This window comes from Acidovorax sp. BLS4 (assembly GCF_032929295.1).
Lineage (GTDB): Bacteria > Pseudomonadota > Gammaproteobacteria > Burkholderiales > Burkholderiaceae_C > Paracidovorax.
Genome location: NZ_CP136797.1, coordinates 5,024,082 through 5,044,740, shown reverse-complemented (window position 1 = coordinate 5,044,740; position 20,659 = coordinate 5,024,082). Strand labels below are relative to the sequence as shown.

Sequence of the window (20,659 nt, the reverse complement as noted above, 5' to 3'; positions counted from 1 at the left end):
CGCCACCTGGATGGACCATATCGGGCATCCGGCGCCACAGGAGACCATCATGAGATTCGTACCGCAATCTTCGTCGCCAGCCTTGCTGCATTCGCTACGACGTCCTTCGCCACTTCCGTTTACCACGCAAGTCCAAGCCAGGAAGAAGGCGTGAGCCTGGCCCCCGACCATCTGGGTAACGCGGTCAGTCGCGAGGCTGTCGCAGGCACCGTTGTGGCCGCCCAAAAGGACGGTTCGCTGTACTGGATCAGCCGTGGTTACCCCGCCACTTATCCACTCGTCCAGGGCCCCAAGCTGACCAAGACTCGCCAGCAAGTCACGGATGAGCTGCAGGCCGCCAAGCGCAACCGCATCACCAGCGATGGCATGCGCGACCTGGGCGGCGAAGCAGGTTGGGTCAACGCCCGCCAACTGCCCTGAACGCCCTCAGGGACACCCGCGACCGCGTGCCTTCAAAAACTGGCTTGCGGTCGCACTTAAACCACCACATCAACTCAAGAAGGAAATCCCATCATGAAAATAAAATCCACCCTCATCGTCCTCTCTCTCATCGCCGCCCCCGCATTTGCTTCGGATCGGGTGGTCAGCAAAACGCGCGAACAAGTGCGGGCTGAGTTGGTGCAGGCTCAGCAAAGCGGCGAGATGCTCGCCTCTGGCGAATCGGGTCTGACGCTCAAGCAAATAAACCCCACTGCATACCCGGTGAGTGCTTTAACCCAGGCCCCCAAAACTCGCGAGCAAGTGCGCGCGGAACTGGATCGGGCAATCCAGACGGGCGAGATGCTTGCGGCAGGAGAATCAGGCGCCAAGCTCAATGAACTCATGTCGCGCCGCTACCCAGCCATTGCCGCCAAATCCTACAAGTCCCGGGACGAGGTCAAGAGTGAGCTGGCCCGCGCCATCCGCGAAGGCGAACTTGTCGCTGTGGGCGAAGACGGCCGCAAGCTCAACGAGATCTATCCTGACCGCTACCATGCAGCGCACCATTCAACCGTGGCCCCAAGTTCAGATGATTCCACCAAGGCGCCCCGGTTCTAGTGGGTTCCGCCTGAAGCAGTCTATGAGGATATGCAGAGAGTCATGCCTCGGTGGTGAGGTGTTTGCCAGCACTGCGCGTGCTCGGAAAATGCATCGAAAAGCAGGTCATGCCATCGACCGAACTCACTGACATGCTGCCGCCGTGCGCGTGAACGATGGCCTGGGTGATGGACAGGCCAAGGCCCGCTCCATCTGAGTCCAATTGCTTTCGCGATTTGTCGGCCCGGAAGAACCGATCGAACAGGCGGGGGATCATTTGCTCGTCGATGGGAGGGCCTGCGTTCAAGACATTGACCGTTGTTCCATTGGCGTTGCCCATGACGTCGATGACCACTCGCTCACCAGCGGGTGTGTAGCGAATCGCATTGGACAAAAGATTGCTCAGGGCTCGACGGAGCATCAATCGATCACCCCAAACCTCTGCCTGCCCAAGGAGCTCCAGCCGCACCTGCTTTTCTTCGGCAAGCGCTTCATAGAAGTCATACAGTGCCCGAGTTTCATCGTGAACGGCGATTTTCTCGGTACTGGGAAGGATGAGTCCGTGATCGGCCTTTGCAAGGAACAGCATGTCGGCGACCATGCGGGCCAAACGTTGGTACTCCTCGGCGTTGGAGGCAAGAATGTCCCGGTACTCGTCTGAAGAACGTGTCTGGCTGAGCGTGACCTGCGTTTGCGTCATCAAGTTGTTGATGGGCGTACGCAGCTCGTGTGCGAGATCCGAAGAAAACTCTGAGAGGCGGTCGAATTCTTCCTTTAGGCGCCGGAGCATTTCGTTCAGAGTGGTAGCCAGGTCTGCCATCTCCACCGGAAACTCCTGGGTCGGCATCCGCTCGTCCAGTCGCTGTGCCGTGATGGCCATCGCGCGGGACCGCATGGCCCGAAGGGGGGCCAAGCCATTCTTTGCGGCCCACCAGCCCAGAACCCCGGCCACCAGCGTTGCCAATGCGACGTAACCCACGAGCACCCGAGTGAGGCCCTGCATGAAATGCTTGTGGTGTGCAATGTCCAACGCGACCCAGATCTGGATCGATGCTTCCGAGGAGCCCGGCAACGACACGGATTCGGACATACCGCGGTACTCGCGGTCCTTGGTTTGCCAGGATGCAGCCCCTAGGCGGGCCTTCTGGGTTAGGGCGACCAAGTCCGCTGGGAACTGGAAATCGGTGGTCGCGTAGAGCGGTTTCCCGCCCCGAAGCACGCTGACAAAGAGGCCTTCATGACTATGAAGCACATCATCCAGCCGAGTTTGGAGATCCTGCTGGGATTTGGATTTTCCGATGACTTCCCGTGTCAGATGAATCTTGTCACGCAGCGTGTCCCGGTCAAGTTCCACAAAATGCCGGTCAATGGAAATGGCGACAAGCGTCCCCAGGCCAACGAGGACGAGCCCGGAAGCCAGCGTAAAAAAGACCGTCAGCCGCGTCGTGAGCGAGTACCGGGCTTTCACACACTCTCCTGCGGTGCCTCAAGCACATACCCCATTCCCCGCACCGTCTGGATCAGCTTGGTGTCGTAGGCGTCATCGATCTTGGCCCGCAGCCTGCGCATCGCCACCTCGATCACGTTGGAATCGCTATCGAAATTCATGTCCCACACCTGGGAGGCGATCAGCGAACGCGGCAGGACTTCCCCTTGGCGGCGCATCAATAGCTCCAGCAAGCCGAACTCCTTGGCCGTGAGGTCGATGCGCTTGCCTGAGCGGCTGACGCGCCGGCGCAGAAGGTCCAGCTCAAGGTCGGACACCTGCAGTACCGTCACCTCCGTGCCATTGCGGCCGCGTCGCAGGATAGTGCGCACCCGCGCCAGCAGCTCGGCAAAGGAGAACGGTTTGACTAGGTAGTCGTCAGCACCCAGCTCCAGGCCCTTCACTCGGTCTTGCACCTGGTCCTTGGCCGTGAGAAACAGGACGGGCATCTTCTCGCCGTGGCGGCGCAGATTGGTGAGCACCTGCCATCCGTCCATCCCAGGAAGCATCACGTCCAGGATCACCAGGTCGTAGTCACCTTCCTGGGCCAGGTGCAGGCCATCGATTCCGTTGTGGACAAGGTCGGCGTTGAATCCCGCCTCGCGCAACCCTTGGCGCAGGTATTCGCCGGTTTTGATTTCATCCTCGACGACCAATATCTTCATGCGGTCTCCCTGACACTGCGTGTGGCCGCAAGTGTGCCCGTGGATCGCTGGCTTTCTTGAACATGACAAAGATGTAATGAAGCCGTTATGTCGTCGGAAGCCATTGGCTCACACAATGCGTTGCATCAAGAACGCATGGTGAACCTATGAAAATTTCCTGGCTTTCGCGACCTACCTCAACCCCCTGGCTGGCCGCAGCGCTATTGGCGCCGTCCCTTGCCCTGGCGCAGCTGCCCGAGGGCGAAACCGCGAAGATGGACTACCAGCTTTCGTACCGTTCAGCCCTCTCAGGCTACGAAGCTTACAAAGAGCAATCCGTCCAACCCTGGAAGGCGGCTAACGACAAGGTGGGCGAGATCGGCGGGTGGCGTGCCTATGCCAGGGAAATGCGCCAGACGCCACCGGCAACCGGGCAGGAACAACCCGCGCAGGGCCATGATGCACACCACGGGGGCAAACAATGAATCGCCCCTTGCGCATGCCCCGCGCCAAACTCGTGATCGCCGTGGCCGCAGTTGCCGTGTTGTCTGGCTGCGCCAGCGTGAATCTGGAGCAAAACCTGTCCAGCGCCAACGCGGCGGCAAGCAGCTTCACGGACGGCCAGCTCACCCTGGCCCGGGACCAGAGCGAGCGAGATGCGTTGCGACAGCGCGCTTCGGATCTGCTGGCCAAGCCGCTCAGTCAGAAGGATGCTGTGCAACTCGCACTCGTCAATAGCCCATCCCTGCAGGCCATCGTGGCCCAGAACTGGGCGGACGCGTCAACGGCAGCTCAGTCCGGCCGCATCGCGAACCCCATCCTGAGCCTGGAGCGTGTGCGCTTGGGAGATGAGACGGAAATCGGACGCCTCCTGTCCTTCGGTCTTCTGGACTTGCTGACCTTGCCAACGCGCAAGGGCATTGCCGAGCGACGCATCAAGCAGACGCAGTTGCGTCTGAGCAGCGACGTGGTGGATCAAGTCACGCAGGTGCGTCAGGCCTGGGTACGCGGCGTGGCCGCACAACAGAACCTCACCTACACACAGCAGGTGTTCGCCAGCGCTCAAGCCAGCGCGGAACTTGCCAAGCGCATGCAGGCGGTGGGCAATTTCAACAAGCTTGACCGTGCACGCCAGCAAGCTTTCTATGCCGACACAGCGACCCAACTGGCCACTGCCCAGCACCAGGTCACGGCCTCCCGCGAGGAGCTGGTACGGCTGCTGGGCCTGGACGACAGCCAGGCCCAACAGCTCAAGTTGCCCGAGCGTCTGCCCACACTGCCCAAGGAGCCGCTGTCCCCATCCGACGCTGCCCGCCAGGCATCGAAGGGGCGCTTGGATCTGCAGCTCGCGAAGGCCGACTACGACGCAGCGGCTCGGTCCCAAGGCTGGAACACGCTCACCACTTTCACGGACATCGAGCTGGGAGTTAGGCGCGATTCGGTCTTTGATGCCGCCGAAAACACCCACTCCACACGGCGCGGCTTCGAGATCAGCCTGCAGTTGCCGATCTTCGATTGGGGTGGCATGCGGCGCGACGCTATGAACGCGCAGACCCTGGCTGCAGCCAATCGCCTTGAGGCGACTGCCCGCGCGGCGGGCTCCAACCTTCGGGAAAGCTACTCCGCGTACCGCACGGCATACGACATCGCGCGTCACCATCGCGATGAGGTAATCCCCCTGAGAAAAACCATTTCAGAAGAAAACCAGCTTCGCTACAACGGGATGCTGATCAGCGTTTTCGAGTTGCTCGCTGACTCCCGCGACCAGGTGAACTCAGTGATGGCGGCTCTGAACGCCGAACAGCAGTTCTGGCAGGCGGACGCAGCCCTTCAGGCTTCTCTCATCGGCAAGCCCACCAGTGCTGGCGTCACGGGCGGTGGCGCAGCCGCTGCCGAAGCTGGTGCAGGCCACTGATCCCCTCAAGGAAACCAACATGAATTCAAGAAGAGATTTTTTTCGATTTGCGGGCATTGCCGGAGGGGCCGTGGCCGCAGCGAGTGTGAGCCGGGTCGCGATGGCAGCTCTGCCGGAACCCGTGTACCAGACAAGCCCAGACACGATGGCGCCGCTCGTACCCAACTCCGGGCGCCCCTACAACCCGGTCGTCACGCTCAACGGCTGGACACTGCCCTGGCGCATGAATCAGGGGGTAAAGGAGTTTCACCTGGTGGCTGAACCGGTCGTGCGCGAGATGGCACCTGGCTTCAAGGCGCATCTTTGGGGGTACAACGGCCAAAGTCCGGGCCCCACCATCGAAGTGGTGGAAGGCGACCGCGTTCGCATTTTCGTGACCAACAAGCTACCCGAGCACACCAGCATCCACTGGCACGGACAGCGTTTGCCCAACGGCATGGACGGTGTGGCAGGACTGAACCAGCCCGCGATCCAGTCGGGCAAGACCTTTGTCTACGAATTCGTGGCGCGCCGTCCAGGTACCTTCATGTACCACCCGCACGCCGATGAGATGACCCAGATGGCCATGGGCATGATGGGCTTCTGGATCACGCATCCGAAGACCAAGCATCCGCTGATTGATGAAGTGAATCGAGACTTTTGCTTCCTGCTCAGTGCCTACGATATTGAGCCCGGGGCCGCTACGCCGAAGGTCGCGGAAATGCTGAATTTCAATCTATGGACTTGGAACAGCCGCATCTTTCCTGGCATCGATTCCTTGAACGTCCGGCTCAACGACAAGGTGCGCATTCGCATCGGCAACCTCACCATGACTAACCACCCGATGCATTTGCACGGTCATGAGTTTTTGGTCACCGGCACGGATGGCGGTCCCACACCAAAGAGCACGCGTCTCTATGAAGTGACCACCGACGTGGCCGTGGGCCAGATGCGCCAGATCGAGTTCCTCGCGGACGAAGAAGGCGACTGGGCATTCCACTGCCACAAGAGCCACCACACCATGAATGCAATGGGTCACGACATTCCCACCATGATTGGCGTGGACCATCGGGGCGTTGCCAAGAAGATCAACAACCTGATTCCCGACTACATGGTCATGGGCGAGCGCGGCATGGCAGACATGACCGAAATGGAGATGCCCATCCCGGACAACACCATTCCCATGATGACAGGAGAAGGCCCGTTCGGCTCGGTCGAAATGGGCGGGATGTTCAGCGTCCTCAAAGTACGCCGCGACCAGAAGCCGGGCGACTACAAGAACCCGGGTTGGTACAAGAACCCGGAGGGAACTGTGGCCTACGAGTACACCGGGCCGATGGCTGAACCGGCCCGCTTCAAGGCCGAGGGTGGGCAGTCCATGCCTCGCAAAGAGAAATCCAGCTCAGACACCGTCGTTAAGGTCAAAAAGCCGTCTTCGCACAGCGGCCACTGATCGCTACGTTCCACATCACATCCAGAACCCAAGGCAACTATGAAACGCACCCTCACCCTGATCGCAGCCTCCGCCCTGGTGGCTCTGTCCTTCAACAGCTTTGCAGGTGGTACTCATAGCGGTGGTCACGGCCACGCAAGCGAGGAGTCAGCCATTGGTCAACCCGGTAAGGCTGCCAAGGTGACCCGCACAATCAACGTGGACATGGCTGACACCATGCGCTTCACGCCGGCAGCGATCTCCGTCAAGCAGGGCGAAACCATCAAGTTCGTGATCAAGAACAGTGGTCAGGTCAAGCACGAATTCAGCCTGGGCACCGAGGCCGAGCTCAAGGAGCACTACGAGACCATGAAGAAGTTCCCCGAGATGGAGCATGACGAGCCCAGCAAGATCTCTCTCGCACCAGGCAAACAGGGCGAAATCATCTGGCAATTCACCAAAGCCGGTGATGTGAATTTTGCTTGCCTGTATCCAGGCCACTACGACGCTGGCATGAAGGGCCAGGTCAAGGTCTCCAAGAAGTAAATCCCGGGTTGCTGACCAACCCACTGAACAAGGAACTCTTATGAAGAAAACCAATACCGCCATTTCCGCCGTGTTGCTGTCGCTGGCCACGCTGCTGCCAGTCTCGACCATGGCGCAAGCTGCAGGTGATGCCGCCAAGTCGTCCCCTGCCGCAGCCTCCATGACCGATGGCGAGGTTCGCAAGATCGATAAGGACAGCAGCAAGATCACCATCAAGCACGGGGAAATCAAGCATTTGGAGATGCCGGGCATGACCATGGTGTTCAACGCCAAGGACAAGTCCCTGCTCGACAAGGTACAGGTCGGCGACAAGGTCAGCTTTATGGCGGTAAGCGAAGGCGGAAAGATGGTCGTGACGGCCATCGAGCCAGCCAAGTAAGCCAAGCGACTTTTGGACAGTGCCCTCAATCGGGAGGGAGTTTCCTCACCCCCGAGAAATATGCCTTCCAGCCGTCGCCTCTTCGGGCGTCGGCGCTAAGGCGTCAAAAGGGGCGTTAATGCGAGCCAAGATGGCTATGAACTCCCCGCATCCAGGTCATTAGATCGAGATGGCTGTTCGGGGACTGCTTGGTCGGTTCCGTACGAGTTGGGCTAGCCTTGGCATCGCGCCGCTTCGGTTTGACAAAACTTGCGTTGTGGTTAGGCACGGAGGGACTGTCGGCTGCAAGGTTGTCCAGGATCGCGCAGTGCGCATGGTCGTCGCCAGCGCATATGGAAACCAGCTGCTCCAACGCTGTTTTCATCTCGACAATTTCTCTGAGTTTCTCTTCCAGATCTGCAAGATGACGCTCGGCAATCGCTTTGACTTGCCGACTGGTACGGCCCGTGTCACCCCACTGGCCGATCAATTCCGCAATCTGAGCCATCGAGAAGCCCAGACGGCGCGACTGCCGGATGAACCGCAACACAGAAACCTCGCGTTCCCCGTATTTCCTGTAGCCAGATTCACTTCGCTCGGCTTCGGGCAACAAGCTGGTCTGCTCATAGTGGCGGATCATCTTGGCGGACACGCCGGCCGCCTTGGCTGCATCGCCGATATTCATGAGTGTGCTCATGGGAGGCTCCTGTCTGGTGAATGGTCGATAGCAGGACTGTCCACCTTGCCACGATGTCAATGTCAAGGCCCCGGACAGTCTTCGGAGCACGACGCAACTCAGGCGGGAGGGTACCCGGCTTCGGTCAAAGCTTCGGCGAGCGTCGCGCGGTCTTCGGTGCTTTGGACAGTGACGGTGCGCTTAGCCATGTCCACCTGGACCTTGCTCTCTGGATCGGTCATCTGCAGTGTCTGGCTCACCATTCCAGCGCAGTGGCCGCAGGTCATGTCGGGAAGTTGGAATTCATGCATTTTTTCACCTCTTGGAGAAAAGTTAAGAGGTGCCCAGTCTCGGGTTTGCCACAGGGGTAAGGTCAAGTCCGTTGGTGTTCAGAAGCCGCGTGTTCGCCACTTGTGTCTCCCACCGTGTCAAGCCTGACAGTTCGACTGCCGGTAACTGCCGGAGCCAAACACTTGGAGTTGACATGAATGCCACAGCCATCGAGGCGCTAACGTCCGCCTCTCTTTCGACCACTCACCTGACCTTCCCTATTGCGGGCATGACCTGCGGCTCCTGTGTTGGGCGGGTCGAGAAGGCTCTTAGAGCCGTACCGGGTGTCCGTGAGGTGACCGTGAACATCGCTACTGAGCGAGCTTCAGTGGTCGCTGCTTCTTCAGTGGAGGTACCCACCTTAGCAGCAGCGGTAGAAAAGGCGGGCTACGCAGTGCCAGAAGAGTCACTGGAGCTCGCAATAGAGGGAATGACGTGCGCGTCGTGCGTCGGCCGGGTCGAAAAAGCGCTGAAGGCCGTGCCTGGCGTTAAACACGCCGAGGTCAATCTGGCGACAGAGCGAGCGCAGGTTCGCTTCGATGCGGGAGTCCCGCCCGACCGTTTGATCGCCGCCGTCGTGAGGGCGGGCTACGAGGCACAGGTTGTGGATGCGAGCACTCCGTCCGCAACCGGAAAGCAGTCTGCTCCTTGGTGGCCCGTTGCGTTGGCGGCCGGCTTATCCGCCCCCCTAGTGCTGCCCATGCTGGGCATGCTGTTTGGTCAGGACTGGGCACTCAACGGCTGGTTTCAGCTGGCCTTGGCCACGCCTGTGCAGTTCTGGCTGGGCGCACGGTTTTATCGTGCCGGCTGGAAGGCGCTGCGCGCCGGTGCAGGGAACATGGATTTGCTGGTTGCATTGGGTACGTCTGCCGGGTACGGATTGAGCTTGTACCTGCTGTTCAAGCATGCGGAGCACGGAACACCCCACCTGTACTTTGAGGCCTCTGCTGTCATCGTGACCCTCGTTCTGCTTGGGAAATGGCTGGAAGCCCGAGCAAAGCACCAAACCACGGAGGCAATCCGGGCGTTGCACGCGCTGCGGCCTGAGATGGCGCGCGTCCGCACAGATGCTGGCGACGTTGATCTGCCGCTCGGGCGGGTGAAAATGGGAGATACGGTAGTCATTCGTCCTGGGGAGAGAGTTCCGGTGGACGGGTCGGTGATCGAGGGAGCCAGTCAGGTAGATGAGTCGCTGATTACCGGAGAGAGCTTGCCCGTCGCAAAGCATGTCGGCGACAAGGTGACCGGGGGCGCCGTCAACGCAGAAGGCTTGTTGCTGGTTCGAACCACCGCTATTGGGGCCGAGTCCACGTTGTCGCGGATCGTCCGCATGGTCGAGTCGGCGCAAGCCAAAAAGGCTCCAATTCAACGGGTCGTTGATGAGGTCAGTGCGGTCTTTGTGCCCGTCGTCCTTGGCCTTGCCGCAATCACGCTGGTAGGCTGGGGTGTTGCCACAGGCAATTGGGAACAGGCGATTGTCAATGCCGTCGCGGTGCTGGTCATCGCGTGTCCATGCGCGCTGGGTTTGGCGACTCCGACTGCGATCATGGCAGGCACAGGCGTCGCCGCACGTCACGGCATCTTGATCAAGGATGCGGAGGCACTTGAGGTCGCCCACCGCATCGACACCGTAGCTTTTGATAAGACCGGCACCCTGACTGAAGGCAAGCCCACGTTGGCGGCATCGATTCCTTCTGATCAGCATGGCGAGCATTTACTGCCATTTGCTGCGGCCATTCAAAACGGTAGCGAGCACCCGTTGGCAAAGGCGGTGATGGATGCAGCGCGTGCTAAGGGATTGATTGTCCCTCGGGCCACCGAGGTGACTGCTGTTGCTGGCCGGGGTATGTCCGCTACCGTCAAGGGACGCCAGATACGCCTAGGAAGCACCCGTTACATGGTTGAGTTGGGCGTGAGTACAGCAGCCCTGACGGCGGAGGCAGCACAGATGCAGCAAGAGGGACGCACCGTATCGTGGCTTGCCGATGTAACCGATGCCCCTGCCGTAATGGGTCTGTTAGCGTTCGGAGATACCGTCAAACGCAGCTCGCAACAGGCCATTGCACAGCTGCACAGCCTTGGCATCCAGACCGTTCTGATCACCGGTGACAACAAAGGAAGCGCAGAGGCGGTGGCTCGCGCCTTGGGCATAGATCAGGTCTGCGCCGAGGTGCTGCCGGAGGGCAAAGCTGATATTGTTGTCCAGCTCAAAGCGAGCGGCAGACACGTTGCAATGGTCGGCGACGGGATCAACGATGCGCCCGCTTTGGCGGCCGCGAACGTCGGCATCGCCATGTCCACGGGTACGGACGTGGCCATGCATGCGGCAGGCATCACTCTCATGCGCGGTGACCCCGCGCTTATCGCCGATGCCATCGATATCTCCCGGCGCACATACGCGAAGATCCGCCAAAACTTGTTTTGGGCATTCGCGTACAACGTTGTCGGGATCCCCTTGGCCGCGTTTGGACTCCTAAACCCCATGGTGGCTGGAGCTGCCATGGCCCTTAGCAGCGTGAGTGTGGTGAGCAATGCACTCCTGCTGCGGTCTTGGAAGAGGTGAACCGAGCCTTTCTACGTTCACTAGCTGATCTCGAACCACTAATCTGTTTGTTCAACTTTCTGAACAAAAGTCCGCTGATTGATCAGTATTCTGAACAGCCGGGACTGGCTTTTCTCTATGTCGACTCGTTGGGTCGGCTGAACGGTTTGTCTGCTTTGTCTGCATGGGAACAGTTCTCTCGTCGTGGCTAGATAGATTTATGAACTCACGAAGCAGCGACAGGTTTACGCGCGTTCACCTTTTTGGTCGAATGCACAGCTAGAACAGTGCACACAAAACGCACACCGCTCCACCGCGCACTCAGCGCAGTGAGGAGGTACTGAACAACGAATAGCGCAGCAGATGCCCAAAAGGCAGTCGTAGAAGCACCGCAATAGTGAAGGGCCGGGAGGACAAGCGCAAGAAGCAGCAGCGAGACGGTTGCCATATCACGGTACAAAAGGAACAACCTGTGGGCCTCGGCGACCTCAGGTTCGGTACCCACCTGCCTGTACAGCTTGTACCACTTGGCGTTCTGCTCTGCAGGATCCTTGGGCAGGACTCCAACATGCCTCTTCAATGCGCTCATGTCGACTCGCTTATCGCTAGGCCCATACCTTGTGAAGGCCTGGCACCCTGGCAGGACCCCTAAGGGCTTCCAATAAACGAGCATCGACTTGACATCGTGCGGGAGAACATTGATCACCAGAAGAACCAGTACCGGCAGTGCCAATGAGAACACGAGGCGAGCCATGCCCAGTCGCGTCAGTGTTTGTGCTTGCACCCATTCTGGAGCTGCCAAAGCCAGCACGACACCCAAGTCAATCAATGCGATGGAAGTAAGCCAAACCAGATTGAGCGATTTCAGGGTTCGGGGAGAGACCGCTTTCATCCCGCGTACTCCGTGTCGATGAAGTAGCTGCCGTCCGCAATCGTGAATTGGATCCATCCGTCACGTCGCGTCGTCAGCACATGTCTGTCTCTTCCGGTACTGCGTACACGAACGCCACTATGGCGAACGACCCGGCTGTAGTCTGGGACCATTTTTTGTGTTTCGTGTTCAATTGGCTTATCCGAGATCACAACCGCATCAGGGGTAAAGTGCTCAAAAATCTCAGGGCAGAAGCCACTTTCGCGCCCATGATGGGACGCCACGAGAATGTTTGTATCGCGCAGCTTGGCGCAAAAATCAGTGCGCTGCAGCAGGGCCCGCCAGCCGGGTTTTTCCAGGTCTCCAGGAAAAATAATTTTGAACCCATCAAATTCGATAAATACAACCAAACTGAGATCGTTCGTATTTGTGAATTGCGGGTAGGTGTTGTAGAAGGTCGTGCAGGTAATGCCGCCCATATTTTGATTAAATGGCTGGGCAGGAACTCCTTGAAAATTGTCGCAGTTGGCGATGAAGCGTTTTGCATCCTTCGTGAGCGGACCACCTGCGAGTTTCATCTCTCTCCAGTGCTGGGCGCTTGGACTCGGATTGCGAAACCAGACGGGAACATAGATCGCTTCATCCCAAAGTCCTTGCAGATCATTCATGTGATCTTGGTCCGCATTGGTAATGAAAAGGTAGTCCAGTTGGTTCCGATCAAGTGCGTACTTGATAAAAGTGCTCGGACGCCAACTTGAAGTGCACCCAGAATCGATCATTGCGAGTCGTCCTGCGGAACCGTCCATTTGGTGATGCAACATCGCGCACGCGCCATGTTGCACGTCCCATACTCGCAATAGCATCTGCCCAGGTTGAGCCATATCCCCCCCTTATTTCGTAACAGCAATTCTCCCGTACGTTAGCTCCAGGCCCAAGCACCGAATGTCAAAGACGGGGAGGTCAGGCTCATTGGCTGGACCAGCCGATCCGAGCAATCATGGCGCGCGGTCATCGAAGTAAATCCAGCCACTTCATGTTGTCGATGCCGTTGTGGCAATGCGCTCGTCGACTGAACATGTGGACGCTTAAGATGCCTGCCATCCGAGCTTGTGTGAGCTGGAAGTTTGGTCATGGCGCGCATCGTCCTCCGTGTGAACATAGATGCTTGTTGTGGCGATATTCGCGTGGCCCAGGTTATCGCGCACGGCCTTCAAATCCATGTTGTCGCTTTGATGGGTACCTGCCGTATGACGCATCCAGTGGGCAGAGGCCTGCTCAACATGGGCCGCCGCCCCTTCATGATCAGGCCCTAGAGCCCGTAAGCGCGCTGCGGTCTGACGAAAGATGTCTTTAACCAATTCGTGGACGCCGGTGCGCCCCATTGGTCGGACACCGCCGATCAGGGGCAACAAAAGCGGAAGAGTGTCCCCCTCACGCGGCAACGGTGTCAGGTTGTTTGATTTCCTGTAGCGCATCAACTCCGACACGAGCTCATCGGTTGCTGGGATGACCCGGGTTTTTTCTCCCTTGCCTCGAACTTCGAGCCACCAGCGTTCCCGTCCATCAACTCCACGGCGCCAGTAAAAGTCACCCATAGAGTTGTTGCAGACCTCAGAGATTCGTAGCCCTCCGATGTAGAGAAGGGAGAAAAGCCAACGGAACCGCGCTGCCTGGAGGGCCGCGCGAGGCGTCCCGGTGGGCAGTGACTCGACGGTTGCGCGCACATGCGCCCAATGTTCGCGAGGGAGGAACCTGGCAGTTTGGGCTGGTCGCGCGACGGATTTGCGGCGCCGCAAAGCAAGTGGATTACCCGCCAGATATCCAGCCTGGACTAGCCAATTGAAGAGGCTATTGAGGATCGACAGCGCCTGTCGCTGGCTCATCTGGTCCAGCGGCTTGGCGAACGGACGCCATTGAGACGAGGAGCGCGGCGCTTTTTGGGCAACTTTCATCAACCATCGGTCGGCCGGCTGCGGATCTTCAAGAAAGGACTCGTAGGCCAGGAAGTCCTCGTGGGTCAAATCGGACAGGGCCTTGCCGTGCTGGTGCACGCACCAAAGCAGAAGTCTTTCTGCTTCCTTGCGATAGCTGGCCAGGGTGGCTCTTGAATCCTTGTAGCGCGCCAGCCAAGCCAAAACTGCAGAGCGGTCGTCATTGGCCGCGACCTGGGGCACGCCCTGGGCCCGATTTCGACCACGCTCTCCGGACAGGTGACGGGGTAGCACCAAGCCCTCCAAAGGCTCAAGATGCGCCAAAACGGCCGGTGGGACGATCAAACTGCTCATAAGCCTGATTCTATGGACATTAGAGTAATTATGTCCAGAGATTGAAATTTAGATCATTAATTTATACGTTATACGTTGTATTATTTGACAATGAGTGAAGAATCCGAAATCCAAGCCGAAGTTGAAGCCCTGCGGGAGCGTTTCAGCGACACAAAAGCGCTGTACCGCGAGGTTTGTGCGTTGCTGTTCTTCCGGTATGGCATCACGCCAACCGCGAGCAAGTTGTATCAGCACGTGCGAAAAGGATCCATGAGCGCCCCGGCCGATGCTTTAGCCAAGTTCTGGGAAGAGTTGCGTGGCAAAGCGCGGGTGGAAATTGGTCACCCAGACCTGCCCGATGCTCTAAAGCAGGCAGCAGGCGAGGCAGTCAGCGTGCTTTGGACGCAGGCAACGGAATTAGCGCGCGAGGAGCTGGCAGTGCTGCGCATAGAGACGCGCTCAGAGGCCCAGAGTGCCCAGGCAGATCTGCAGGAGGCTCTGCAACGAAGCGCCATGCTGGAGACCCAGATACAGACCGCACAGGCCAAAATCACCGAGCTGGAGACCCGAGCTCAAGCCCTTGCTACAGAGCTTGAGCAAGAGCGGCGTGCGCACGCTGCGAGCGAAGCGCGGGGTGAGGCCCTTTCGCGGCAGGTGGATGAGCTGAAGCTGGAGCAGTCCAAGAGCAGGCAGCATTTCAGCGCTGAATTGGAGAAGGGTCGCGCAGCCATTGATGAAGCCGCCCAACGTGCCACGGAAGCGGAGCATCGCGCTCTTCGCGAGATTGATCGAGAGCGTACCGCACGTGCACAGGCAGAAAAGCAATCGGAGCAATTGCGGAGCAAGCTCACAGAGGCCGAGCGGGATCACCACAACAGGCTCTTGGAAGCCAATGCAGCCCAAACACGGTTGGCGGCGGAACTGGACAGTACCCGGGCCACCTTAGATGAACGAGCCAGGGTGGATCAGACGCAAGGTATTGAGCTGCAGCAAGCCCTTCAGGCGGTGGCGCAGTACAAAGCTGAGGCAGACACCCTGCGCACTTTGGTCGCGCAATTTCAACCGCCGACCAGGCCCGCACGCAAGAAAAAACCGGTGGACGGCCATTGATTGCTTGCGCGTCGACCGCCCGTCGGCGAAAAAGAGTCAGGCAGAATTTGCATTCAAGGTAGCGGCAATCCCATGGCACGAGACGACTTCACAAAACCCACCAAGAATCAGGCTTTCCAAAGAGTGGCTGGCCGTTGTTCGAATCCCGATTGCCGCGCAACAACCTCCGCGCCTGTGGGCAAAGCTGATTTCTCCAACGTTGGGGTCGGCGCGCATATACACGCGGCATCTCCCGGTGGACCTCGGTATCTCGCCGCGATGACGGCGGAGGATCGGAGCGGCTTCGGCAACATCATCTGGCTATGCCAGACTTGCTCGACGATCATCGACCGAGACCCCGACTCTCATCCTGCAGAAAAGCTCAAGAAATGGAAATCATCCGCTGAAGCAAGGGCTCTAATGGAGCAGGGCAAACGGCTTCCCGATGAAAAGGACATCTATCGCATGGCGGCGATGACCATGGGCCACGGATCGCCAGGTTTCTATCCTGAAGCCATTGGCAATGTTCACAGATCGTTGGTCAGTCAACTGGAGTCTGTTGACCCGAGGTTCACAGTTTCAACGGCATACTCAGGTGACAAAACAACGATTCTGGTGGGCGCGAAAGAGACGGTGTCTTTCTCGATCAAGATTGGGCCGGAATCGGCTGCGGCCTGGCGCGAGGGCCTGCATGCTGCCATCGACGGGGGATGTGAAGCCACGCTGCCACTCGATGGGGTCGTGTTTGAAGGTTCAAGACTCTTTGATGTGCTGCATAAGGACGCCGACTTATCATCGATAACGATCATCCCGGCGGCACGCCCAGCCGTACTAAAGATACTGGCACCACAGAATGTACCTGCGGTTTTTGAAAGCATTGCTGGCCAATTGTCAGCTGGGCGCAAACAAATCAGGTTCTCAGGCTCCGGGTGTGGCGGACTTCTAGACGTAGAAATAGTGTTCACACCGACCGTTGGTGATGGGGTTCACTCAGTATCGACCCTGACCACTAACGTGAAAGCTTGGCAGGGAAAGGAGGCTGCCAACCCTCCGTACCTGGACGCATTCATCAATCTGCTCGAAACTATCGTTGACTCCTCCGCCTTCGTCTCATTCATTTTGGAGGTCGAGGGAAATCAGGTGTCGACGGGTAAATTTCATACTCCTAAGCACGTTGAGGAGATGAACGAAACGCTTGCATTTTCTCACTATGTAAGGCGAGCGAGAAATGTACTCAGATACCTACGGATAAGTACACCGATCAATATCTTCGAGGCCATTTCCACGGATGACCACCGTGCTCTGGCGAGAGCCAGCGATATCGTCGAGGGCAAGCTTTCGTACCAGCGTTCCCAAATCACCGGCTCGTCCAATGTGAGGATCGCGTGTTCAGATGGGGGTGAAACCCTGATGGAGTTAGTGCGCAAAGGAGAGTTTTCTGTACTCCAGCAGAAAGAACCCGCATCTATGGTCACTATTTATGGGAAGCCATACGAACTCCCACAGACAACAAGCTATCACTCACCCGTAAGGCTGCATATCCTGAGGAAAAAGAAGAAAAAGGAGGTCGTGGACTTTAGCTTGCGGATTGAAATGGCGGACAAATTCACGAGCCAAACATACTTCGATGTGCAGCAATGACGATACCCACGTTCGATATGTGAATATGGCGCCTGCCGCGGCACCAATGTTGTCTTTCTTGCCGGACGTTTGTGCTGTAGAGTTCATGCTGGTGACCGTCACCTGCCGCACGCGCTCAGCATGAGTACGACGAAGACGGAAATTCCTGCAGACCTCACCCTATCCTTGTTTTTCCATGGGCGGCCCGCAATGCGTGCACCGGCATATCCGCCCAGGAGAAAACAATGGACATTCAGCAGTTGAAGCTGCTGGCGGGACGCGTGCGCGGCCTGCTGGAGCAATCTCGACATTCCATCGGTCACAACCAGTCACTCGACTTGATTGCAGCGCTGCCCGGCCTGCGCAACTGGCCAGAGGTGCAAGCATTTCCTGATCGTGTCGCAGCTTGCGAACTTGATCAGGTGTCGACGGGCCGCCTGGTATTCAGGCTCAAGCGTAAATTCGATCTAGATTTCTCGCCGCAGTCGATGTTGGCGGCTTTGCATCCTCCAGGCACCATGAAGGAGCCGCCGACACCACAGATCTGGCCGACTGGCTCGTCCCCTGGCGTTTACATCACCGACTCGCAGGATGCGATCAACGCTCTGCTTGAAAGCTATGAGGAAGCGACAGATGGTGCCCTTGTGTACGCCGAACGCGCCGGCAACCACTGGGAGAGCCGCATTGATCTTGGCGAGGGCGGCTTGTGGTCTAGCGGTCTGCAACGCGTGCCGAGCGGCACGTTGATCGTTGTAGGGCCGCTGATGCTCGACCAACAATCATGGACTGACAGCTCAGAGCATCTGCACATGGCTTGCCTGATTGCTCAAGGAGCTCAGCACCGGGTTGCGGTGCTCATTGAAACACCTGCACCAGCGACGATGTTCGAAGACATCCAGCTTATGGTTGCCTCTGCACATGCAGAGGACGACGACTGCGAAACCGCATTGCTCGGCCTTGTTGACGCTGATGGCCAACTCCAGTTGCGTCAACCCTTCGGGGGACAACGCCCGATCCCGAAAAGGGTACGCAGCGTGGCAACGCCAGACGCGATCCCCGCTTCGGTACGCACCCAAATGGAGAGAGTGATTACTGGGCAAACAGCCGGGCTGCTGCTCTTGGGCTCTTCCGAAGTCCGTGACCACGCCGCGATAGAACTAGTGGCTGCGGCACTGTCCATGACCGAACATGCAGGTCCGGCCGCACGCATCATGCCCCGGCATCGTTCGACCCCCGCCAAAGATTGGCAGGTGCCACAAAGCATCCAGGAACTGCCGTTCCTTCCATCTCCAGAGAGTGCATACGATCAAGGCTACCGGCGCATGATTTTTGCACCGAGCTACACGCCGTCGGAGCTTCTGATGCGCTTCAGCGACGATTGCTTGTTGATTTCCGGCACCTATGGCAGCGGTGTTGATGAAGTGTTCATGAGTGCCTTGCGCTTTGGAAGCTTGCGTAACGAAGGCGATCTGCTTTCTCGGATCATCGCCATACTTGGCGTGAAAAACATTCCCGGCGTGGACGGCACAGCAACGGTCAGTGATCTCTACGTACGCCAGCAGAAGCCTATGGCCGTACCCACAAAGTTCGAAGACTTGATCGAACTCCTGCAGGCGCACCGGGCAGTACGGTGGCAAGATGAAATGGGGCAGCTACTCAGTGCTGGAACAATCACATCAGCTGCCACAAAGTTGGCACTTCAACGCAACCGTGGCGTTGCAGAATTCTTGTCGGAGTGGAGCGAGCGGTCCCAAGCCCGGGGGGAACAGGCCACACCTCGATGACCTGGTCACGCACCAGTAAATATTGGCCCTGGACTGCTGATGGCGTCCGTGCGCCGTGGTTGTGCGGCACTGGGCGCGTCACCTCGCATATCAATGGGAGTTTGCATTGCCAAAGACACTTGCTCAGATGAAGAAGCGGCTTGAAGATGCAATGACCGAGGCCACTGAAGCGGAGGCGATCATTCCGCTGATAAAGCAGGCCATTGCCCGATTTGGATTGGAACCGGACGATCTTTTCGACGGGCGCAGCTCTGAGACGACCACGGCCCTGTATCGGGACGCCCATGGCAACACGTGGGGTGGGCGCGGGCGACGCCCCACCTGGTTGAATGAAGCGCTTGCGAGCGGCAAAACGCTGGAAGACTTTCAGTTTGGCGCACCGTGGGGAAGCAAGCCTAAGTAGTTGATTTAAAGAGTGTTTTTTCCAGAGATTTCTGTTTCTGCACAAAAACCGATATCACCCCATGCTCATCTTCACGTTCGCGATGTCCACACCCGTGTTGTCCGACTTCACCCGGACCTTCACGTTGTAGTCCACCACACGCTTGACAGGGACCAAAACCTTCATTGCTGCGGCTCCTAGAGTTGTTGATTAATTGACGTTTACGTAAACCGAAACATTCTATTCCGCACCCCTGGCGCATACCCCTGCGCGAGGCAGTGGGATGGCGCCCATCCACAAAAAGAACGATCGTGCTTTTTTGAGAATTATAGGCCAGTGTCTCCGGCCTCCGGGCGCTGCGGTGCGGGTGCTGGCACGTCGGCGACAGCGCCGGCCGGTACCGGAGGCACGGCGTCGCCCCGGATCTGCACCACCCGCTGCGGGTAGGGAATGTCGATGCCCGCCCCGCGCAGGCCCTCCAGGATGGCGATGTTGATGGCCGAGCGCAGGTTGACCGAGCCGGCGGAGGGATCGCTGATCCAGAAGTTCAGGCTGAACTCCAGCCCGTCGGGCGCGAAGTTGACGAGGTAGGCCACGGGCTGCGGTTCCTTGAGCACACGGGCCTGCGCGGCGGCGGCCTCGCACAGGATCCGCTGCACCTGGGCCACGTCGCTGTCGTAGCCCACGACGATGTTGGTGGTGACGTTGAACTTGCGGTCGGCGTCGGAGAGGTTCTCCACGCGCTGGGTGATGAGGGTCTCGTTCGGCACGATGGACTCGCGGCCGTTGCCCGCGCGGATGAGGGTGTAGCGTGTCTTGATGTCGGTGATGCGGCCCTCGAAGCCATCGACCCGCACGTTGTCGCCGATGCGCAGCGAGCGCTCCAGCAGGATGACGAAGCCGCTCACGTAGTTGGAGGCGAGCTTTTGCAGCCCGAATCCCAGGCCCACGCCCACCGCGCCGCCCAGCACCGACAGCGCGGTCAGGTCCACCCCCACGGCCGACAGTGCGAACAGCATGCCGATCATCAGCAGCACCGCGCGCGTGGCGTTCACCGCCACCTTGCGCATGGACAGGTCGTTGACGGCATTGCTCAGCACGCGGCGCTCGAACGTGGACGACACCCACAGCGCCAGCACCATCACCAGCCCCGCCGACAACACGCCCTGCAGCAGCATGAGCAGGCTGACCTGCGACTTGCCGAAGCTGATGGTGATGTCGGCCAGTTCCTGGCGCACCAGCGGCAGCAGCCCCACGATCCACAGCACGGCCACGCCCCAGGCCACCCACGAGACGATGCGCTCGACCAGCCGCATGGCCGCCGAGCGCGGGAACGCGGCGGTCAGCACCCGCGCGAAGAAGCGGATCAGCACCAGCGAGGTCAGCACCGGCACCGCCACGCGCAGCAGGAACACCGGCTGGTAATGCTCCACGCCCACGCGCGCCGCATACACCAGCGCCAGCGAGAGCAGCGGGAACATCAGCCCATCGACGGTGCGCCGCCCGAACCACACCGAATCGGCCGGCTGCTGGCGCCCCACCGCGCGGCTGGCCAGGTAGGCCAGGGCGATGCAGGCCGCGAGCACGGCGATCTCCAGCCAGGTGCTGGAATTATTGAAGTCGCGCGACAGGGTGTCGAAGATTTCCATCGGCAGTCAGAAGAAGCAGCAGAGGCAGAAGAAGGCGCCACACGCGGCGGCGCCAGGATCGGAAAGGGTGCAGGG

General features: G+C 58.9%; 20 protein-coding genes and 1 pseudogene. 12 read left to right on the top strand and 9 right to left on the bottom strand.

Features of this window, described 5'->3' with window-relative positions; all coding sequences use genetic code 11:
* Positions 1–150 precede the first annotated feature (150 nt).
* Both R1Z03_RS23200 and R1Z03_RS23195 read left to right on the top strand, forming a co-directional pair.
* Positions 151–420, top strand: a complete 270-nt coding sequence (locus R1Z03_RS23200; protein WP_317355652.1) for a hypothetical protein — start codon at positions 151–153, stop codon at positions 418–420.
* 93 nt (positions 421–513) lie between these two features.
* Positions 514–1,038, top strand: coding sequence for a DUF4148 domain-containing protein (locus R1Z03_RS23195; RefSeq protein ID WP_317355649.1), 525 nt, complete (start codon positions 514–516; stop codon positions 1,036–1,038).
* Between the two features lie 40 nt (positions 1,039–1,078).
* Here R1Z03_RS23195 and R1Z03_RS23190 read toward each other — a convergent pair whose 3' ends face one another.
* Positions 1,079–2,485: a heavy metal sensor histidine kinase gene (locus R1Z03_RS23190; RefSeq protein ID WP_317355647.1), complete on the bottom strand. Its 1,407-nt coding sequence runs from the start codon at positions 2,483–2,485 to the stop codon at positions 1,079–1,081.
* Positions 2,482–3,168, bottom strand: coding sequence for a heavy metal response regulator transcription factor (locus tag R1Z03_RS23185; RefSeq protein WP_317355645.1), 687 nt, complete (start codon positions 3,166–3,168; stop codon positions 2,482–2,484). Before R1Z03_RS23185 ends, R1Z03_RS23190 begins: the two co-directional genes overlap by 4 nt.
* A gap of 146 nt (positions 3,169–3,314) precedes the next feature.
* Here R1Z03_RS23185 and R1Z03_RS23180 point away from each other — a divergent pair, with 146 nt between their 5' ends.
* The 5 genes from R1Z03_RS23180 to R1Z03_RS23160 are packed head-to-tail and all read left to right on the top strand — an operon-like array spanning position 3,315 to position 7,398.
* The gene (locus R1Z03_RS23180) at positions 3,315–3,632 is read left to right on the top strand and encodes a hypothetical protein (protein WP_317355643.1); all 318 of its coding nucleotides are present in this window, start codon (positions 3,315–3,317) and stop codon (positions 3,630–3,632) included.
* Entirely contained in the window at positions 3,629–5,062 is a 1,434-nt protein-coding gene (locus R1Z03_RS23175) for a TolC family protein (protein ID WP_317355641.1), read from the top strand. The genes R1Z03_RS23180 and R1Z03_RS23175 overlap by 4 nt, the downstream gene beginning before the upstream one ends.
* Before the next feature lie 19 nt (positions 5,063–5,081).
* Entirely contained in the window at positions 5,082–6,494 is a 1,413-nt protein-coding gene (locus R1Z03_RS23170; RefSeq protein WP_100409526.1) for a multicopper oxidase family protein, read from the top strand.
* A gap of 39 nt (positions 6,495–6,533) precedes the next feature.
* Positions 6,534–7,019: a cupredoxin family protein gene (locus R1Z03_RS23165; protein ID WP_317355638.1), complete on the top strand. Its 486-nt coding sequence runs from the start codon at positions 6,534–6,536 to the stop codon at positions 7,017–7,019.
* A gap of 40 nt (positions 7,020–7,059) precedes the next feature.
* Complete coding sequence (locus R1Z03_RS23160; RefSeq protein WP_317355636.1) at positions 7,060–7,398, top strand: copper-binding protein; 339 nt, start codon at positions 7,060–7,062, stop codon at positions 7,396–7,398.
* Between the two features lie 115 nt (positions 7,399–7,513).
* On the opposite strand, the gene cueR is transcribed toward R1Z03_RS23160, so the two are convergent.
* On the bottom strand, positions 7,514–8,074 hold the full coding sequence (gene cueR, locus R1Z03_RS23155; protein WP_317355633.1) for a Cu(I)-responsive transcriptional regulator: 561 nt from the start codon (positions 8,072–8,074) through the stop codon (positions 7,514–7,516).
* A gap of 98 nt (positions 8,075–8,172) precedes the next feature.
* Entirely contained in the window at positions 8,173–8,364 is a 192-nt protein-coding gene (locus tag R1Z03_RS23150; RefSeq protein WP_100409530.1) for a heavy-metal-associated domain-containing protein, read from the bottom strand.
* A 173-nt stretch (positions 8,365–8,537) separates the two neighbouring features.
* Between R1Z03_RS23150 and R1Z03_RS23145 the strand changes: the two genes are divergently transcribed.
* Positions 8,538–10,946: a heavy metal translocating P-type ATPase gene (locus R1Z03_RS23145; RefSeq protein ID WP_317355626.1), complete on the top strand. Its 2,409-nt coding sequence runs from the start codon at positions 8,538–8,540 to the stop codon at positions 10,944–10,946.
* Positions 10,947–11,151: 205 nt separating this feature from the next.
* Here R1Z03_RS23145 and R1Z03_RS23140 read toward each other — a convergent pair whose 3' ends face one another.
* The 3 genes from R1Z03_RS23140 to R1Z03_RS23130 form a co-directional block, all read right to left on the bottom strand.
* Positions 11,152–11,817 carry a hypothetical protein gene (locus R1Z03_RS23140; protein ID WP_317355623.1) on the bottom strand — a complete coding sequence of 222 codons (666 nt, stop codon included), beginning with the start codon at positions 11,815–11,817 and terminating at the stop codon, positions 11,152–11,154.
* Positions 11,814–12,464, bottom strand: coding sequence for a hypothetical protein (locus R1Z03_RS23135; protein ID WP_317355622.1), 651 nt, complete (start codon positions 12,462–12,464; stop codon positions 11,814–11,816). Before R1Z03_RS23135 ends, R1Z03_RS23140 begins: the two co-directional genes overlap by 4 nt.
* A gap of 417 nt (positions 12,465–12,881) precedes the next feature.
* Positions 12,882–14,081 (bottom strand): site-specific integrase, encoded by a 1,200-nt coding sequence (locus R1Z03_RS23130; RefSeq protein WP_317355618.1) that lies wholly within the window; start codon positions 14,079–14,081, stop codon positions 12,882–12,884.
* 90 nt (positions 14,082–14,171) lie between these two features.
* Here R1Z03_RS23130 and R1Z03_RS23125 point away from each other — a divergent pair, with 90 nt between their 5' ends.
* From R1Z03_RS23125 to R1Z03_RS23110, 4 genes are all read left to right on the top strand, one after another.
* Positions 14,172–15,170, top strand: coding sequence for a DNA-binding protein (locus R1Z03_RS23125; protein ID WP_317355615.1), 999 nt, complete (start codon positions 14,172–14,174; stop codon positions 15,168–15,170).
* Between the two features lie 72 nt (positions 15,171–15,242).
* Positions 15,243–16,790 carry a hypothetical protein gene (locus tag R1Z03_RS23120; protein ID WP_317355611.1) on the top strand — a complete coding sequence of 516 codons (1,548 nt, stop codon included), beginning with the start codon at positions 15,243–15,245 and terminating at the stop codon, positions 16,788–16,790.
* A 224-nt stretch (positions 16,791–17,014) separates the two neighbouring features.
* Positions 17,015–18,553: a hypothetical protein gene (locus tag R1Z03_RS23115; RefSeq protein WP_317355609.1), complete on the top strand. Its 1,539-nt coding sequence runs from the start codon at positions 17,015–17,017 to the stop codon at positions 18,551–18,553.
* 127 nt (positions 18,554–18,680) lie between these two features.
* Positions 18,681–18,956, top strand: coding sequence for an H-NS family nucleoid-associated regulatory protein (locus R1Z03_RS23110; RefSeq protein WP_372588194.1), 276 nt, complete (start codon positions 18,681–18,683; stop codon positions 18,954–18,956).
* 60 nt (positions 18,957–19,016) lie between these two features.
* Here the strand turns inward: R1Z03_RS23110 and R1Z03_RS23105 are convergent.
* Positions 19,017–19,121, bottom strand: a pseudogene (locus tag R1Z03_RS23105) (electron transfer flavoprotein subunit beta/FixA family protein); the annotation flags it as partial.
* Positions 19,122–19,261: 140 nt separating this feature from the next.
* Positions 19,262–20,584, bottom strand: a complete 1,323-nt coding sequence (locus tag R1Z03_RS23100) for a mechanosensitive ion channel domain-containing protein (RefSeq protein WP_317355603.1) — start codon at positions 20,582–20,584, stop codon at positions 19,262–19,264.
* Between the last annotated feature and the right edge of the window lie 75 nt (positions 20,585–20,659).

What these genes read in the sequence shown, in the direction of transcription:
- R1Z03_RS23195 (WP_317355649.1), top strand. Translation starts at nt 514, where the DNA reads ATGAAAATAAAATCCACCCTCATCGTCCTCTCTCTCATCGCCGCCCCC.
- R1Z03_RS23185 (WP_317355645.1), bottom strand. Translation starts at nt 3,168, where the DNA reads ATGAAGATATTGGTCGTCGAGGATGAAATCAAAACCGGCGAATACCTG.
- R1Z03_RS23180 (WP_317355643.1), top strand. Translation starts at nt 3,315, where the DNA reads ATGAAAATTTCCTGGCTTTCGCGACCTACCTCAACCCCCTGGCTGGCC.
- R1Z03_RS23175 (WP_317355641.1), top strand. Translation starts at nt 3,629, where the DNA reads ATGAATCGCCCCTTGCGCATGCCCCGCGCCAAACTCGTGATCGCCGTG.
- R1Z03_RS23170 (WP_100409526.1), top strand. Translation starts at nt 5,082, where the DNA reads ATGAATTCAAGAAGAGATTTTTTTCGATTTGCGGGCATTGCCGGAGGG.
- R1Z03_RS23165 (WP_317355638.1), top strand. Translation starts at nt 6,534, where the DNA reads ATGAAACGCACCCTCACCCTGATCGCAGCCTCCGCCCTGGTGGCTCTG.
- R1Z03_RS23160 (WP_317355636.1), top strand. Translation starts at nt 7,060, where the DNA reads ATGAAGAAAACCAATACCGCCATTTCCGCCGTGTTGCTGTCGCTGGCC.
- cueR (WP_317355633.1), bottom strand. Translation starts at nt 8,074, where the DNA reads ATGAGCACACTCATGAATATCGGCGATGCAGCCAAGGCGGCCGGCGTG.
- R1Z03_RS23150 (WP_100409530.1), bottom strand. Translation starts at nt 8,364, where the DNA reads ATGCATGAATTCCAACTTCCCGACATGACCTGCGGCCACTGCGCTGGA.
- R1Z03_RS23145 (WP_317355626.1), top strand. Translation starts at nt 8,538, where the DNA reads ATGAATGCCACAGCCATCGAGGCGCTAACGTCCGCCTCTCTTTCGACC.
- R1Z03_RS23140 (WP_317355623.1), bottom strand. Translation starts at nt 11,817, where the DNA reads ATGAAAGCGGTCTCTCCCCGAACCCTGAAATCGCTCAATCTGGTTTGG.
- R1Z03_RS23135 (WP_317355622.1), bottom strand. Translation starts at nt 12,464, where the DNA reads ATGAATGATCTGCAAGGACTTTGGGATGAAGCGATCTATGTTCCCGTC.
- R1Z03_RS23130 (WP_317355618.1), bottom strand. Translation starts at nt 14,081, where the DNA reads ATGAGCAGTTTGATCGTCCCACCGGCCGTTTTGGCGCATCTTGAGCCT.
- R1Z03_RS23125 (WP_317355615.1), top strand. Translation starts at nt 14,172, where the DNA reads ATGAGTGAAGAATCCGAAATCCAAGCCGAAGTTGAAGCCCTGCGGGAG.
- R1Z03_RS23120 (WP_317355611.1), top strand. Translation starts at nt 15,243, where the DNA reads ATGGCACGAGACGACTTCACAAAACCCACCAAGAATCAGGCTTTCCAA.
- R1Z03_RS23115 (WP_317355609.1), top strand. Translation starts at nt 17,015, where the DNA reads ATGGACATTCAGCAGTTGAAGCTGCTGGCGGGACGCGTGCGCGGCCTG.
- R1Z03_RS23110 (WP_372588194.1), top strand. Translation starts at nt 18,681, where the DNA reads ATGAAGAAGCGGCTTGAAGATGCAATGACCGAGGCCACTGAAGCGGAG.
- R1Z03_RS23100 (WP_317355603.1), bottom strand. Translation starts at nt 20,584, where the DNA reads ATGGAAATCTTCGACACCCTGTCGCGCGACTTCAATAATTCCAGCACC.